General features: G+C 55.5%; 14 protein-coding genes. 4 read left to right on the plus strand and 10 right to left on the minus strand.

Features of this window, described 5'->3' with window-relative positions; all coding sequences use genetic code 11:
- Positions 1–149: 149 nt before the first annotated feature.
- Positions 150–1,082: a helix-turn-helix domain-containing protein gene (locus tag FHW71_RS20135; RefSeq protein ID WP_154156925.1), complete on the plus strand. Its 933-nt coding sequence runs from the start codon at positions 150–152 to the stop codon at positions 1,080–1,082.
- Here the strand turns inward: FHW71_RS20135 and FHW71_RS20140 are convergent.
- From FHW71_RS20140 to FHW71_RS20185, 10 genes are all read right to left on the minus strand, one after another.
- Positions 1,067–2,062, minus strand: coding sequence for an acyltransferase (locus FHW71_RS20140; protein WP_179452886.1), 996 nt, complete (start codon positions 2,060–2,062; stop codon positions 1,067–1,069). The genes FHW71_RS20135 and FHW71_RS20140 overlap by 16 nt on opposite strands.
- 162 nt (positions 2,063–2,224) lie before the next feature.
- Positions 2,225–3,340 (minus strand): mandelate racemase/muconate lactonizing enzyme family protein, encoded by a 1,116-nt coding sequence (locus FHW71_RS20145; protein WP_154194638.1) that lies wholly within the window; start codon positions 3,338–3,340, stop codon positions 2,225–2,227.
- 32 nt (positions 3,341–3,372) lie between these two features.
- Entirely contained in the window at positions 3,373–4,134 is a 762-nt protein-coding gene (locus tag FHW71_RS20150) for a GntR family transcriptional regulator (RefSeq protein ID WP_179452885.1), read from the minus strand.
- Between the two features lie 14 nt (positions 4,135–4,148).
- Positions 4,149–5,525 (minus strand): amidohydrolase family protein, encoded by a 1,377-nt coding sequence (locus tag FHW71_RS20155; protein WP_179452884.1) that lies wholly within the window; start codon positions 5,523–5,525, stop codon positions 4,149–4,151.
- Positions 5,525–6,448, minus strand: a complete 924-nt coding sequence (locus FHW71_RS20160; protein WP_179452883.1) for an ABC transporter substrate-binding protein — start codon at positions 6,446–6,448, stop codon at positions 5,525–5,527. The genes FHW71_RS20155 and FHW71_RS20160 overlap by 1 nt, the downstream gene beginning before the upstream one ends.
- Before the next feature lie 71 nt (positions 6,449–6,519).
- Positions 6,520–7,563, minus strand: a complete 1,044-nt coding sequence (locus tag FHW71_RS20165) for an alpha-hydroxy acid oxidase (protein ID WP_179452882.1) — start codon at positions 7,561–7,563, stop codon at positions 6,520–6,522.
- Positions 7,547–9,076 carry an amino acid ABC transporter permease/ATP-binding protein gene (locus FHW71_RS20170; RefSeq protein ID WP_179452881.1) on the minus strand — a complete coding sequence of 510 codons (1,530 nt, stop codon included), beginning with the start codon at positions 9,074–9,076 and terminating at the stop codon, positions 7,547–7,549. Before FHW71_RS20170 ends, FHW71_RS20165 begins: the two co-directional genes overlap by 17 nt.
- Positions 9,077–9,131: 55 nt before the next feature.
- The gene (locus FHW71_RS20175; protein ID WP_179452880.1) at positions 9,132–10,028 is read right to left on the minus strand and encodes a transporter substrate-binding domain-containing protein; all 897 of its coding nucleotides are present in this window, start codon (positions 10,026–10,028) and stop codon (positions 9,132–9,134) included.
- Positions 10,029–10,145: 117 nt separating this feature from the next.
- Positions 10,146–11,117, minus strand: a complete 972-nt coding sequence (locus tag FHW71_RS20180) for a D-2-hydroxyacid dehydrogenase (RefSeq protein WP_179452879.1) — start codon at positions 11,115–11,117, stop codon at positions 10,146–10,148.
- Entirely contained in the window at positions 11,117–11,509 is a 393-nt protein-coding gene (locus FHW71_RS20185; RefSeq protein WP_179452878.1) for a RidA family protein, read from the minus strand. The genes FHW71_RS20180 and FHW71_RS20185 overlap by 1 nt, the downstream gene beginning before the upstream one ends.
- Before the next feature lie 380 nt (positions 11,510–11,889).
- Between FHW71_RS20185 and FHW71_RS20190 the strand changes: the two genes are divergently transcribed.
- The 3 genes from FHW71_RS20190 (at position 11,890) to glyQ (ending at position 15,110) form a co-directional block, all read left to right on the plus strand.
- Positions 11,890–13,275: an AAA family ATPase gene (locus FHW71_RS20190; protein ID WP_179452922.1), complete on the plus strand. Its 1,386-nt coding sequence runs from the start codon at positions 11,890–11,892 to the stop codon at positions 13,273–13,275.
- Positions 13,259–14,059 carry a TIGR02646 family protein gene (locus tag FHW71_RS20195; protein WP_179452877.1) on the plus strand — a complete coding sequence of 267 codons (801 nt, stop codon included), beginning with the start codon at positions 13,259–13,261 and terminating at the stop codon, positions 14,057–14,059. The genes FHW71_RS20190 and FHW71_RS20195 overlap by 17 nt, the downstream gene beginning before the upstream one ends.
- Before the next feature lie 139 nt (positions 14,060–14,198).
- A complete protein-coding gene (gene glyQ, locus FHW71_RS20200; RefSeq protein ID WP_008105242.1) occupies positions 14,199–15,110 on the plus strand; it encodes a glycine--tRNA ligase subunit alpha in 912 nt (303 codons plus the stop codon).
- The last annotated feature ends 4 nt before the right edge of the window (positions 15,111–15,114 follow it).

Here is a 15,114-nt window from a genome sequence, read left to right on the forward strand (position 1 = left end):
GCAGGGTGTTGGGGTTTTTATCAGGTATTATTGGGTGATTCTGTTGAATCGAGTGGCTTGATTTGGTCGCCATGAATGGCGACCCTACATGTAGGGTTGGCATTTATGCCGACCTGGCCGAATACCGCACCCAACTGATGGAGCCCACCATGCCGCAATCCGTCTTCTTCCTCGTGCTTCCCGGCGTGATGGCGCTGGATCTCACTGGCCCTGCTGAAACCCTGCAGCTGGCCGACGGCCACTTTACGTTGCATTACATCGGCCCGCAGCCGAGCGTGCTGTGCTCCACCGGCATGACCATCGCAGACATCGCGCCGTTGCCCGCGCAACTACCGGAAAACAGTCTGCTGGTGGTGCCTGGCGTATACAATTCGCGCGTCTGTTTCGATACCGAACCGGCAGCCATAGCGCGTGACTGGCTACGTCAGCAGCAAGCGGCGATTACCGATCAGCGCATCACGCTGGTTTGCATCTGTTCCGGCGCATTGCTCTCGGCGCAGGCGGGATTGCTGGATGGCATTCAGTGCACCACGCATCACGATGTGTTGCCGCGCCTGAAGGCGGCAGCACCGGCGGCGTTAGTGAAAGATAACCGGGTTTTCGTCGAAGATGGTGGCATCTGGACCAGCGCGGGAATTACTGCGGGTATCGATCTGGCGCTGCACTTAATCAATAGATTATGCGGTGCGCCGCAGGCACTGAAAGTGGCGCGCGAAATGGTGGTGTGGTTCCGCCGTTCTGGCGACGATCCGCAGCTGTCGCCGTGGCTGCGCTATCGCAATCATATGCATCCGGCGATTCATCGCGCGCAGGATGTGATGATTGCCCATCCCGAACACGATTGGTCGCTTACCGCATTGGCCGAGCGGGCGCACGTCAGCGAACGTCATCTTACGCGCCTGTTTCGCCAGCATCTTGGCATCAGCGTGCGCGAGTACCACGAACAGCTGCGCTTAGTGATTGCGCGGCAACGTCAGCAGCAGGGCGAAGCGGCGGAGAAAGCGGCGCTGGCCGCCGGATTCTCCTCGGCCCGCCAGCTGCGCCGCGCGCACCAGCGCTGGGACGATCAGCTCACCAGATGACGCTTATCCACGCGCTGTAAGCCCATCGCCAGCAGCAGGCTGCCGATCAGCGTCACGCCCATCACCCACGGCAAATCGAGCCACGGACGCGACATATCGTCGTAGTGATTGGTGCGCAGAAAGTGGATAAACAGCGCGTGAAAGCCGTAGATCGGCAGTGAATAGCGCGAGATGGTGGCAAGTCCCGGCAGCGCGCGCTGATTCAGCGTATTTTTGAACAGAATCAACAAGCTGATAGCGGCAATAAACACCAGCGGCCCGCAGTAGAGATACCAGGTATCGTTGAACGCGCCGTTGATTTTCAGCATCTGTTTGGTGCCGAGCGCAATGCCAATCACGCAGGCAACAAAGCCCAATCCCGCCAGCCAGCTGATGCTGCGCTTGTCGGTCTCCATGCAGCCAATCGCGCGTCCGAGCAGCGCATACAGCAGGTAATAGATGCTGTCGCCGCTGACATACAGATTCACCGGCAGCCAGTGGAACGGCCCCAGCGATTGGCTCACGGTATTCGGATTCGCCAGCACCGCCAGCACGATCACCAGCATGGCGACATAGCGCGGTGCCACGCTTTTCACCTGAATCAGCGGGGATAACAGATAGATGCCGATAATGGCGAAGAAGAACCACAGGTGATAGAACACCGGTTTTTGCAGCAGCTTGAGCAGCGATCGCCCTTCATTGATCGGCGTTAGCCAGGTGATATAGACCAGAGCTACAGCGCTGTAGAACATCAGGCACAGCACGATGCGCAGCAGATGCCGCCCTTGCGCGCTGCGTTCGCCGAAAAACAGATAGCCTGAGATCATAAAGAACAGCGGCACACAGACGCGTGACGCCGAGTTGAGCAGGTTTGCCACATCCCAGCTCATGCCTGTCACCGCCATCGGTCCGGTGATGTACCAGGTTGTGGTGTGAATGACGATCACCATCAGGCAGGCGACCGCACGTAAGTTGTCGATCCAGTAAATTTTTTGCTGCATGGCGTCCTCTTGCATTAGCTGCGAAGAAGGGTAGCCAGTGAGCCGCGCGGCAACAACCTTTTGCGCTGTAATTCAGATCACTCTGTTACCAGGTCGCCATAAATGACGACCCTACAAAAATAATTCCGATTCGTCGTAGGGTCGCCATTTATGGCGACCTTGCTAACCGCGCACCAAAAACTTCTCAATCACCGCTTCGTCGGGCTCAACTCCGAGGCCCGGCTCGCCTGGCAGCCACGCGTAACCGTCGGCGATGCGCACCGGATTCTTCGCCAGCGAGCGGCTGATCTCGCCCGGCTCGACGCAATACTCCATCACCAGCGCATTCTCAATCGCGCAGAGGAAATGCAGCGAAGCAGCGGTATTAATGTCGGTGGTGAAGTTGTGGTTGCACACTTTGCGTCCGCGGCTGTGCGCGTAGCTGGCGATCTCCATTGCCTGGGTGAAGCCGGTGCGCGTCAGGTCGATCTGCACGATGTCGATGCCGCCTTCATCAATCAGGCGCTGGAAACCCGTTACGGAGCACTCTTGCTCACCGGCAGCGATATGCTGCTGGCACGCGGCGGAAACCTGGCCGTAACCGGCGTAGTTATCCGGATGCAGCGGCTCTTCAATCCAGAACAGATTGAGATGTTCATAGCGCTGGCTGCGGCGGATGGTGGTTTTGGCATCCCACACGTGGCCGACATCCAGCATCAGATCTACGTTATCCCCCATCGCTTTACGCAGTGCTTCGAGATAGCGCAGATCCAGCGCTTCGTCGTTGCCAAACGGTTCCCAGCCAAACTTCACACCGCTATGGCCGGTATCAATCGCATGTTGCGCGCGCGCGACCGTCTCTTCGACGCTGAACTGGAACATGTTGGAGGAGTAAACGCGCATCTTGTCGCGCATCGCGCCGCCCAGCAGTTCAACAATCGGCTTGCCGAGCGCTTTGCCTTTGATATCCCATAACGCGATATCGATGCCGGCCATCGCCTGCAAAACCGCGCCGCTGCGACCGTAGTAGATGGTGGCTTTGTGCATCTTCTTCCATAAACGGCCGGTTTCCAGCGGGTTTTCGCCGATCAACAGCGATTTCAGGCCGGTGACCATGGTATGCGAATAGGGCGCTTCGATGATGGCTTTGGTAACATACGGGCTGCCATCCACTTCGCCCCAGCCGGTGATGCCGGCATCGGTGGTAATTTTGATCAGCAGCGCATCCTGAGAGCTGTCGGTGCGCTGCTCAATCACTGGCAGGCGCAGGTAAAACGCCTCAACGTTAATGATTTTCATGGTGTTTTCCCTGGTGTAAAGGCAATGCGAAATTAGCCGAGAGCGGAACGGTGCTGGCGGCGTTGGGTAATCAGGGTTTCGTAATCCACGTCCAGCGCCTGAATGCGGATGTGATTCTCAACCTCGTCGGTCATTTTGGCGATGTCGCCATCGGCAAAGACATTAATCAGCCGTTGGTGCTCCTCGATGATGTCGCTCATCGATTTGCCCATAGTGGAGAGGCCGAAAATCACCGTCAGCTGACGGGCAATCGACTCCCACAAATTACTCAGCACCGGGTTGTGCGCGAAGCTGCACAGCGTGCGGTGAAAATCGGTATCGGCGGAGGCAAAACCGTAAACGTCATCGTTTTGCATCATCGCCTGCATCTGCGCCACGCCTTGATACAGCTGATTAAGCTGCTCGGCGCTGTTGCGTCCGGCCTCAATCGCGCGGCGACAGGCCAGCGTCTCCAGCGGGATGCGCACATCGATAATCTGCTCCAGCCGCTGATGCGAAATCTCCATCAGGCGAATGCCTTTATACGGTTCGCTGGTGACGATGCCCTGGCTCTCCAGAATGCGCAGCGCCTCACGAATCGGTACGCGGCTCATGCCGAGCTTGGCCACCAACTCCGGTTCCGCGATGCGGTCGCCGGGCAGGATCAGGCCGCGGGAGGCGGCGCTGAGAATGGCATCCACGGCGTGATCGACCAGCGTGCGCGGACGCGCGGTATTCCAGCTGTTATCGGTGGCCGCGTCCTGCGCCAGCGGGGCGCTGTTTCTACGATTAGCGGTAGAGGATTTTCCTGCCATGTTATTTGTCCTGTTTAAACCTGTCGGGTCACGAACTGACCGAAGCCGGGTTCAACCTGCATCTGGTCATCCTGGAATACGGTGACACCACGAATCAATGTGCGCACCACTTTACCCTGACAGCGCATCCCTTCAAATGCGCTCCACTTGCCGAGTCCCTGAAAATTCGCGCCGCTCACTGTCCAGCTCTGGCTGGCGTCATAGAACACCAAATCGGCGTCGAAGCCAGGCGCAATCGCCCCTTTTTTGCCCCACAGCTGGAAGGCTTTGGCCGGGCCGCTGGCGGTCATGCGCGCAAACTCGCTGAGCGCCACGCCACGTTCTATGTGGGCCGCACTGAAGAACATCGGGCTGAGGGTTTCCACACCGGTTAATCCCATGCCTGCATCCCAGATGCTGGCTTCACCCGCCTGCTTTTGTGCGGGCGTGTACGGACAATGGTCGGAGGCGATCATGTCGATATCGCCGCGCAGCAGCACCTGCCACAGCGCATCCACTACTGGACGTGGGCGGATTGGCGGGCCACAGCGCGCATTGGGCCCGATACGCACCAGATCGTCTTCGTCGAGCAGTAAATAGTGCGGACAGGTTTCGAAGCTGGCACGTACGCGGGTTTTGGCGGCGACGATGGTTTCCGCCGCGCGCGCAGAGCTGACGTGCACGATATGGCAGCGCGCGCCGGTCTCTTCGGCAATCGCTAACACGCGTCCCACCGCTTCGATCTCGGCGATTTCCGGGCCCGCCAGCGCGTGCGCGCGTGCATCTTTGCGTCCGGCACGGCGCTGTTCGCTGCCAGCTCCGATTAAAATCTCGTGGTTTTCGGCGTGTACACCAATCAGCCCGTCGAAAGTGGCCAGCTCGCGCATGGCGCGCAGCAGGCCGTCATCGTCGAGACGCGGCAAACCTTTCTCGTCGGTGGCTTCACCGTTGGGTGCACCGCTGCACAGGAAGGCTTTGAAGGCCAGCGCACCGGCCTGATCCAGCGCCGCCAGTTCATGTACGTTGCACCCGTCTAATCCAGCCCACATGGCGTAATCCACTGAGCAGTTGTCTGCCAGCCAGCTTTTCTTAGCGCTGAAGTTAGCCAGCGATGTCGCCGGTGGCAGCGAATGTGGCATCTCGACGATGGTGGTGACGCCGTGCGCCGCCGCGCCGCGCGTGCCTTCGCGCAGTTCCTGCTCGGGGAAATCGTGCGAGCCGGTGAAATGGGTATGCACATCAATCGCGCCAGGCACGATGATCAAGCCTTGCGCATCAATCACTTCATCAACGCCGTGCGTGATGGCGCCAGGCGATAATACGCCGCTGATCTTGCCGTTTTCGATCAGCAGATCGGCCAGTTCAGCGCGGGTTTCTGTCACCACCAAACCATTAATAATCAGCCGTTTCATCACTCTGCTCCTGCCTGCGTCACCAGCGCCGCATACGGCACCGGCTGTGAAGAGTCGAGCCAGCCGATAGCAGTTAACAGCTGGCTGAAATGCGCAAACTCAGTGCGCGAAATCACGCAATCTGGCGCAAACACGCCGGCCTGTTGGTAGGCGGCGAGGCCGCGCACCAGCGCATCGCGCGGATAATCGGGGTAAAAAGCCTGCACCTGCTGCGCTAACTCAGTGGCGTCATGGCTCGCCATCCACGCCAGCGCCTGCGCAATGGCGTGGGAGAAGGCGGCGAAGGCAGCGGCTTTCTCCTGCAGCACATCGGCGCGGGCGATGTAGGCGCTCCAGGGTACGTGACCGCATAAACTGGCGAGGCTGCTGATGCTGTGGAGTTGTCCGGCGGCGATGGCGGGTGCCAGCATATGCATGGCGTGCAGCGCATAATCGGCTGCGCCATGGGCGACGGCGGTGAAATCATGCGCCTGGTCGCCGCTACCGGCGATCAGCTCGACATCATTCTGCAAACCGTGACGCGCCAGCAGCCAGCGGAACGTCAGCGTCGCGGTACCGACATTGCCGACATCCAGCACGCGTTTACCGCGCAAATCGCTGAGCTGAAAATCCGGCTGCGCCTGTGCCGCCGCAAGAAACCACGGATTGGCCGCCACCGAGGCGCAGAAACACTGCAGCTCCGCGCCATGCTGCTGAAAATGCTTCATCACCACCATCGGGCCGCCCAGCGTGAGATCGGCGTCGCGGCGTAATACCGCCGGCACTTGCCCGCCTTGCACCGTGTGTCCGCCCGATTCGCTGGTGGTGAAGATCACCTGCAGCTGCTGCGCGGCAAACAGGCCAAGGCTTTGCGCCAGATAGTGCGCGCAGTAATAGATGCGTGATTCGCTGGCATCGCCTTGATTGAAAATCAATGTCTGCATTGCCACGTACCTCTTTAAATAGAGTTTTAATGCATTATTCGGTCGCCATGAATGGCGACCCTACGAATCAACTACTGCGGCATTACGGTGATGAAACTGCCGTTAAGGCTCGCCATATCGCTGACGCCGCACCAATGGCTGATCGCTGTGATTTCATTGATCCAGCCGGAAAGCAGATCGAACACCGCGCTTTCGCCACCGGCGACTAACGCACTGATGATCGGTCGCACGCTGAGCGACAGCGACGCGCCAAGACAGCGCGCCACCACTGCATCGCTGCCGCAGCGCACGCCGCCATCCAGCAGCAGCGGCAGACGCGTTACCGCCTGCAAATCAGGCAGCTGATCGACTGGCGTGGCCCAGCGCGCGCTCTGGCGCAGGCCAATATTCGAGGCGATCAATCCGCTGACGCCGTGCTGCGCGGCCTGCGCGGCATCGTCATGATGCAGAACGCCTTTTAGCCACAGCGGGATGTGATGATTAGCGCAGTGCGCCGCTACCTCGTCAATTTCCTGCCAGCGCCACACTGGAAAAGCGGGCAACGCCGCAACGCCGGGCTGCGTGCCGCCGATGGTGTGCCAGCCGCGCTGTTTCAACGCATCACCAATCGAGAAGCCGCCGGGCTGTAATCCGGCCACCGGATGCACCGGTGCCAGCACCGTTAGCACGATATTTTTAAATCCGGCCTGCGCAGCCTGATCGATTAACCCTTTAATGCGGCCGACATCGCCCGCCGCACGCAGTTGCAGCCAGCAGCGATCGTACTCCGCACCAATCTGCTCTAGCGGCGTGACGGTCTCTTCGGAGATCACCAGCGGCAGCTGCAGACGTTTGCAGGCGCGCGCAATCGGCAACACACCTTCTTCATGGAAAATACGGTCACCGGCAAATGCGCCGACGCCAATCGGCGCGGACCAGTTTTGCTGGTGCAGAGAAATCTGCGTGTCGATGCTTTCATTGCCCTGCAGCACGCGCGGCAGCAGACGAAAGCGGCGCAGCGCCTGCTGATTGGCATCGGGTTCGTTATCTAGCGCATCGGCCGGTTGGCCCTGCATATAGCGGAACAACGCATCGCCGAGGCGTTCGCGTGCAGTGAGTTCAAAGCGCATTGGCATGTTGCGCCTCCGCAGCATTTTCATGTTCAAGGAAGGTGGCGAAGGCTGGCGTTTGCGGATTTTGCAGAATCGTCGGCGGGCCTTCTTCAATCAGCGCGCCGTTCTGCAGGAACACCACGCGATCGGCAACGCCCGCCGCAAATGCGATGTCGTGGGTGCTGATGATCATGGTTATGCCGGTTTGCGCCAGGCTGCGCATGGTTTGGTTCACTTCGCGCACCAGTTCGGGATCGAGCGCGGAAGTCGGCTCATCAAACAGCAGGATTTGCGGTTCTGCCGCCAGCGCGCGCGCAATGCCGACGCGCTGCTTCTGTCCGCCAGAAAGTTCATGCGGCAGCGAGGCGGCGAAATCTCCGAGTCCTACCATTTTCAACGCGCGCATCGCTTTGCCGCGCGCGATTTCCGGCTGTGCGCCCTGCACGCGCAGCAGAATACTCATTACGTTTTCCAGCGCGGTGAGGTGATCAAACAGCGCGAAGTGCTGGAACACGATGCCAATGCCTGATTTGGCGCGGTTCAGCGGCAGATGACGCTGCGCCAGTGCGCGACCGTTTTCGTCGCTGCCCATAAAGTGGCCTTCGGTTTGAATGGTGCCGCTGCTGCGCGGCGTCAGCGCCAGAATCGATTTCAGCAGCGTACTTTTGCCCGAACCGGAGCGACCGAGCAACACCACCACTTCGCCGCGACGTACGGTTAACGACAGCGATTTCAGCACCGCTTTACCAGCGTATTCAACGCACAGCTGATCCACTTCCAGTACCGGCGCGGCAGTTTGCGTATCCCAGCGCCGTTTCGGTAGCTGCATCGGCATCACTTCCGCTTCCGGCGGCAGTTTCGCCAGGCGCGCGCGTGCCCGACGTGCACGTTCATCAAGGTTGTAAAACTTCTCCAGCCACCACTGACCGCCCGCCAGCAGCGTGGAAAGAATCAGGTAGATGCCGCCCGAGGCGACCAGCACCGGAATAAACAGGAAGTTTTGCGACACGATCGCCTGGCCGCGCATCGTTAACTCATTGACGCCCACCACCGAAGCCAGCGAGGTGGATTTCAGCAATCCAACGGTTTCATTGCCCATGGTCGGCAGAATGGCGCGCAGCGCCTGCGGAATCACCACGTGAATCATCTCTTTGCTGCGCGAGTAACCGAACGCCTGCGCTGCCATGCTTTGGTCGCGATCGGTCGCCATAATGCCGCCGCGAATGATTTCGGCGCAGAAGGCGGTTTCATTGATCATCAGGGCGACAAGGGCGCTGGTGAACGGACTCAATCGCAGGCCAAATTCCGGCAGCACGTTGTACAGCAGAATCAGCTGCAGCAGCACCGGCGTGCCGCGTAGCGTATAGATGTAGATTTTCACCGGCACGCGAATAAACCAGTGCTTTGAGCTGCTGGCTAACGCCAGGAAAAAACCAATCAGAATGCCGCCCGCCAGCGCGCCAACCAACAGCTGCACGGCGATAACAGCGCCTTCCCACAAGTAGGGGAAAGTCAGGTACTTAAGAAAATCATCCAAGGCGTTATCCTCCTCAACGCCTCGGTTTAGTCACCGAGGCGGCTGAGTTTATGCTTTAACCACGCGCAACCACCGGACGTTCGGCAGCGCTGCCCTGGCCCCAGTAATCCAGCAGTTTTTTCTGCGCGCCGCTCTCCTGAATCACCTTCATCGCGTCCAGCACCGCCGCGCGCAGCGTGGCGTTGTCTTTGGCGATCGGGAAGCCAACCATGATCGGCAGATCCACGGTGAAGCCGCTTTGCAGCGATTTATCCGCTTTGGCGATGGCAATGGCTGAACCGGCTTCGGTCAGGTAAACGTCCGCGCGACCGCTTTTTACCGCCTGAATGCTGTTGTCGGTGTTCTGCACCATCAGCATGCTCACTTCTGGCTTACCGGCGGCGCTGCATTTGGCGCTTTGCTCCGGCACCAGTTTGTTGGCTTCGTAGGAACCCGCGGCGGCGGCGACGGTTTTGCCGCACAGATCATCAACACTGTTGATTTTCTTCGGGTTGCCTTGCGCCAGCACCGAACCGTCTTGCACCTGCATCGAGGCGACAAAGGCGATCTGTTTCATGCGTTCTTCGGTGACGTACAGCATCGGGCCGATATCGGCGCGTCCGCTGGAGATCGAGGTGAGCAGCACGTTGAATGAGCCGCTTTGGTAGCTGTGTTTCGCGCCGAGGCAGCTGCTGATGCGCTCGAACAGGGAAGGATCGAGACCTTCAATGATGCTGGGATCTTTTTCCGATGGCGCTTCAAAGCCTTTGGTGTAGCCGCCAAGGCCAACCACCAGATCTTTGCCTTTCAGCGACGGATATTTGGTTTGCAGTGTTTTGCACTGCGCCATCGCCGCGAAGTCGCTGGCGGTAGGCGTGATGGGATCGGTGCTGGCTGCGTGGGCGCTGGAGAGGCCCGCCAGTAAGCTGCCGCTGAGACCAGAGATTAACAAAGCAGTGCGTGCAAATTTCATAATAAGGTTCCCCTGATGCTGGTGAATGAGAAAGCGATGACCTTGTGATTTATGAACGTCTTTGGTGCTTTTTTTAGATGGTCGCCATGAATGGCGACCCTACGGAAATTTCGGAGGTTAATAACCGCGAGCCGGATCAACCTGATTACGCAGCGGTTGCCCGTGGCGGAAACGCGCCAGGTTATCGATAAACACCTCAAGGCATCCGGCGAGGTAGGCGCTGTGATCGTCGAGGCTGCAGTGCGGCGTCATTACCACGCCGGGCGTGTGCCACAGCGGATCGTCTGCCGGTAACGGCTCTTGCGGATAGACATCCAGCACTGCGCCTGCCAGTTCGCCTGCGTTGAGTTTTTCGCGCATCGCGCTGTAATCAAACACATCGGCGCGGCCAACAATCACGATGCCCGCGCGTACGGGCAGCAGATCGAGGCGGCGGCGATCGAACAGGTTGTGGGTTTGTGGCGTCAGCGGCAGCGTCGACACCACCACATCCACCTGCGGCAGCACATCGTCGAGCGCGTCAATGCGGATGCAGCGCGCCACGTTGGCATCACACTGGCCGCTGCGCGTCACGCCAATCACGCGATAGCCTTGTGCCGTCAGCAGTTTTGCCGCTGCGGCGCCAATGCCTCCAACGCCCAGCAGCAGCACGGTTTTGCCGCGTGCGCAGCCGCCAAAGGTTGGACGCCAGACACGCTGCGCCTGATCCTGCAGAAAACCGGGAATGCCGAAGTTGAACATCAGCGCCGCCATCAAAATAAACTCGGCCCCTTTATCGCCGTGCACGCCAGAAGCATTGGTGAGCGTCACGCCTTGCGGCCAGTGCGCCAGCCACTGCTCAACGCCAGCGGACATCACCTGCACCCAGCCCAGACGCGGCGTGCTGAACTGATCGAGCGCCAGCTTGCGGCCGCTCCACAGAATGTCGCAGCGGGCGAGGAAGTCGCCGGTCTGCGCCGCATCGCTGTTTTCGCTCAGCGTAAAGTGGCCGCGCAACGGCGTATACGCGTCAAGCTGCAGTTGCAGCTGCTCAGCAGAGAGATGGAGTGCGCGCGGCGCGCTGGCGTCGTTCTCGATATGAATATGCATCAGCGCATCGCCGTCACTTCCATCTCGACCAGCAGGTCAGGATGGTTGAGTTGAATGCCCACGGTGGCGCGCGCCGGGAAAGGGAACTGGAAGAATTCACTGTAAGCGGCGTTCATCGCGCTGAAGGTGCTGAGATCGGTGAGATAAATGGTGACGCGAACCACGTTGTCGAAGGTCATTTGCGCTTCGCTCAGCAGATCGCCGACGTTTTTCAGCACCTGACGCGTCTGGCTGGCGATGTCGTTGCCAATAATCTCGCCGCTGTAGGGATCAATCGCCACTTGGCCGGAAATAAACAACATCGGTTCGTGCAGCACGGCGGCGGAGAGCGGCGCAGGGCCCATTGGGCGGTCGCTGGCGTTCATGCCGGGATAACTCAATGCAATCTTCATGGTGAAATCTCAAGCAAAACTGTTTCACCGCAATTTCGTATACGATTATACGAGTGTCAATGCGCAATTTTTAACCATCGGGTCAAAAAGGTGATGTACATCACGTAATAGGATTTGGTGATATATTATTTAATATGTTGATTTTTATCAAATAATTTTAATTTTTATGACGCTAGGATTCGCCTGAATAGAATCGTATACGATTTTCTTATTCTTAAGGTTTCATTGTGTTCAACAACAAAGACAGAGGTCGATTTACATCAAATCGTTAATCACATACGGAATGTTTGTTAACACGCCACATGCTAAGATTTCGCGATTAGGCAGTTTGTTTGATGGCAGCTACAAAAGCTCGAAGTTGGATAAGAGGAATGGCAGTGATGATTATTGAAAATGTGAAATTATCAAATTTTAGGTGCTTTGAAGAACTTGAAGTTTCATTCCATTCAAAGCTAACCGTATTAGTTGCTGCTAATGGCGCAGGAAAAACTACAGTGCTTGATTCAGTGAGAATTGCATTGTGGCCATATGTGAAAGGCTTTGATCTCGGTAGTCAGGGGGGAAAGTCAGCAACGATTCAAATTGACGATGTACGCCTAAACAAAGAAAAAGAAAACATGGAGCCTATGACTCCAGCAGAAATTGAATCATCTGGTTATTGGTTCATGGAAAAAAATGTGCGCACATGGAAAACGGCAAGAGTTTCCGTTAGAAAAAATACTAAAGCACAAAGTGATAAAGGGACGAAGAGTCTCATCAGCCTTAGTGATAAAATTCAAAAAGATGTAAGGAATAATAAAGGTAATGATAATCATATATTACCAATAGTGTTGTATCTTGGGACGGGACGTTTATGGTATCAAGGTCGATATACATCAGAGGTTTCAATCGAAACGTTAAATAATGATGTTTTCTCAAGGTTTTGGGGTTATAGAAACTGCTTAACAGCAACATCAAATTATAAGCAATTTGAAGAGTGGTTTGGCTGGGTTTTTAGAAGTTATCGTGAACTACAAATATCAAAGTTAGAGAGTAATGAAGTTGATGAAAGTAGTCTTAATAACTTTAGTTATGCAATTAAAGTTGTCCAAGATTCGATAAATGAATTGACATTTGAAGCTACTGGTTGGAAGGATTTGCAATACCGTGCAAGCCAAGGGCAGCAATTAGTGATGTATCATCATGAAAATGGATATATGCCACTTGAATTATTGAGTGATGGTCTACGTAATGTCGTTTCGATGATTGCCGACATCGCCTTTAGGTGTATTAAATTAAATCCTAGCTTAGGGGAGCAGGCGGCACTTAAAACACCGGGTGTGGTATTAATTGATGAAGTAGATATGTTCTTACATCCAAGTTGGCAGCAACGTGTTATCCAAGCACTACAACGGGCTTTCCCTGAAGTTCAATTTATTGTTACAACGCATAGCCCTCAGGTTTTAACTACAGTACCAAGCGAATGCGTGAGAATATTAGATGGCGGAAAAGTGTTTACTTCACCAGATGGAAATCAAGGTGCAGAATCATCCCGATTGCTGAAAAGTATCTTCAGTGTTGATCCTAGGCCTGCATCCGATCCAGTTTCTCAGCTTCTTATGAAATATCTTAAAAAAATCTATCATGATAAGTGGGATGATGCAGATGTTAATGAAATTCGAATGCAATTAGACAAACATTTTGGCGGTGAAGAGCCAGCTTTGACAGCAGCTGACCTTTATATAGAAAATAGAAAATGGGAGATTTCGCTTGAAAAGGATTTATAAATCACTCGCGCCTAATCCCTTAACAGCTTATGCACAACAGAACCCAACTGCAGATTGGGACAACGGATTTCGTTCGTCAAATGGTGGTAATGATTACAAGGCTGTTCGTGCGTTGATGGTTGATGAGCAAGGTGGACTTTGTGCTTATTGTGAAACAGAGATAAAAAATCTACCTGAACATCATAAACAAGTTGAACATTATCATGATAAATCACATAGGATCGCTGCTAATGGGCATAATTGGGCACTTGATTGGAACAATGTTTTTGCTGTGTGCCCTGGTGGAAGCCGTATTGATGAAGAGGAAAAGAGAAATTATCCTTTACCCGATAATTTGAGTTGCGATGCACATAAAAACCATCTTAAATTAAAATCGAGCGTATATGTTCCACCTGAAGGACGAGTATTGAATCCTTTAGATATGGTCGCCTCACCTTGTTTATTTTCTCTGAATCGTGCCAACGGTGAATTGATGCCTAACCTGGAAAATTGTGCAGGTGTTGAAATTAAATATAATATGCATGCCACTGTGGAAGAATTGGTTGAACATACTATTAAAGTGTTCAATTTGAATTGCGCTAGGCTAACAGCGCAGCGAGTTCAGTATATTTATGCACGTGAGCGTGCAGTGAAAGTTGCCAGAAATTTAAACAATCCTGCTGCATTGGATTCATTGGTCAGTCAATGGTTTTCAAACCGTTGGCCAGCATTTTTTACGACACGCAGGATTTTATTAGGGGAGCAAGCTGAGCGTTATTTAGCTTCGATGCAATACGTTGGCTGATAATGACAATATTTAATTAGTGCATATTTCATAGAGTACATCGGCGATCCATCGCGGATTTCCGGCTGCACAATCCGCGGTCAAAGGGTATACTGGCGCACTCTTTTTTTAACCGATCCGTATCGCGTGCGAATTCAACATGCAAAAGTTTGATACCAAGACCTTTCAGGGCCTGATCCTGACCTTGCAGGATTACTGGGCGCGTCAAGGCTGCACCATTGTCCAACCGTTGGACATGGAAGTGGGCGCCGGCACCTCACACCCGATGACTTGTCTGCGTGCCTTAGGCCCAGAGCCGATGGCGACCGCTTACGTGCAGCCATCTCGTCGTCCGACCGATGGACGTTACGGTGAAAACCCGAACCGTTTACAGCACTATTACCAGTTCCAGGTAGTGATTAAGCCTAACCCGGACAACCTTCAGGAGCTGTACCTTGGGTCGCTGAAAGAGCTGGGTATGGATCCCACCATCCACGACATTCGCTTTGTCGAAGACAACTGGGAAAACCCAACGCTCGGCGCGTGGGGACTCGGTTGGGAAGTGTGGCTGAACGGCATGGAAGTGACGCAGTTCACTTACTTCCAGCAGGTTGGCGGCCTGGAGTGCAAGCCGGTAACCGGCGAGATCACTTACGGCTTAGAGCGCCTGGCGATGTACATTCAGGGCGTAGACAGCGTTTACGATCTGGTGTGGAGCGACGGTCCGTTCGGTAAAACCACCTACGGCGAAGTGTTCCATCAGAACGAAGTAGAGCAGTCGACCTACAACTTCGAATACGCAGACGTTGACTTCCTTTTCACCTGCTTTGAGCAGTATGAGAAAGAAGCGCAGCAGCTGCTGGCGCTGGAAAAACCGCTGCCGCTGCCGGCTTACGAGCGCATTCTGAAAGCGGCGCACAGTTTTAACCTGCTGGACGCCCGCAAAGCGATTTCGGTTACCGAACGCCAGCGCTATATCCTGCGTATCCGCACCCTGACGAAAGCCGTGGCGGAAGCCTATTATGCGTCCCGTGAGGCGCTTGGCTTCCCGATGTGCAATAAAAACAAGTAAGAGG

The sequence above is a fragment of the Enterobacter sp. Sphag1F genome (assembly GCF_014193275.1).
Lineage (GTDB): Bacteria > Pseudomonadota > Gammaproteobacteria > Enterobacterales > Enterobacteriaceae > Pantoea > Pantoea symbiotica.

What these genes read in the sequence shown, in the direction of transcription:
- FHW71_RS20140 (WP_179452886.1), bottom strand. Translation starts at nt 2,062, where the DNA reads ATGCAGCAAAAAATTTACTGGATCGACAACTTACGTGCGGTCGCCTGC.
- FHW71_RS20175 (WP_179452880.1), bottom strand. Translation starts at nt 10,028, where the DNA reads ATGAAATTTGCACGCACTGCTTTGTTAATCTCTGGTCTCAGCGGCAGC.
- FHW71_RS20190 (WP_179452922.1), top strand. Translation starts at nt 11,890, where the DNA reads ATGATTATTGAAAATGTGAAATTATCAAATTTTAGGTGCTTTGAAGAA.
- FHW71_RS20135 (WP_154156925.1), top strand. Translation starts at nt 150, where the DNA reads ATGCCGCAATCCGTCTTCTTCCTCGTGCTTCCCGGCGTGATGGCGCTG.
- FHW71_RS20185 (WP_179452878.1), bottom strand. Translation starts at nt 11,509, where the DNA reads ATGAAGATTGCATTGAGTTATCCCGGCATGAACGCCAGCGACCGCCCA.
- FHW71_RS20180 (WP_179452879.1), bottom strand. Translation starts at nt 11,117, where the DNA reads ATGCATATTCATATCGAGAACGACGCCAGCGCGCCGCGCGCACTCCAT.
- glyQ (WP_008105242.1), top strand. Translation starts at nt 14,199, where the DNA reads ATGCAAAAGTTTGATACCAAGACCTTTCAGGGCCTGATCCTGACCTTG.
- FHW71_RS20165 (WP_179452882.1), bottom strand. Translation starts at nt 7,563, where the DNA reads ATGCCAATGCGCTTTGAACTCACTGCACGCGAACGCCTCGGCGATGCG.
- FHW71_RS20160 (WP_179452883.1), bottom strand. Translation starts at nt 6,448, where the DNA reads ATGCAGACATTGATTTTCAATCAAGGCGATGCCAGCGAATCACGCATC.
- FHW71_RS20155 (WP_179452884.1), bottom strand. Translation starts at nt 5,525, where the DNA reads ATGAAACGGCTGATTATTAATGGTTTGGTGGTGACAGAAACCCGCGCT.
- FHW71_RS20145 (WP_154194638.1), bottom strand. Translation starts at nt 3,340, where the DNA reads ATGAAAATCATTAACGTTGAGGCGTTTTACCTGCGCCTGCCAGTGATT.
- FHW71_RS20150 (WP_179452885.1), bottom strand. Translation starts at nt 4,134, where the DNA reads ATGGCAGGAAAATCCTCTACCGCTAATCGTAGAAACAGCGCCCCGCTG.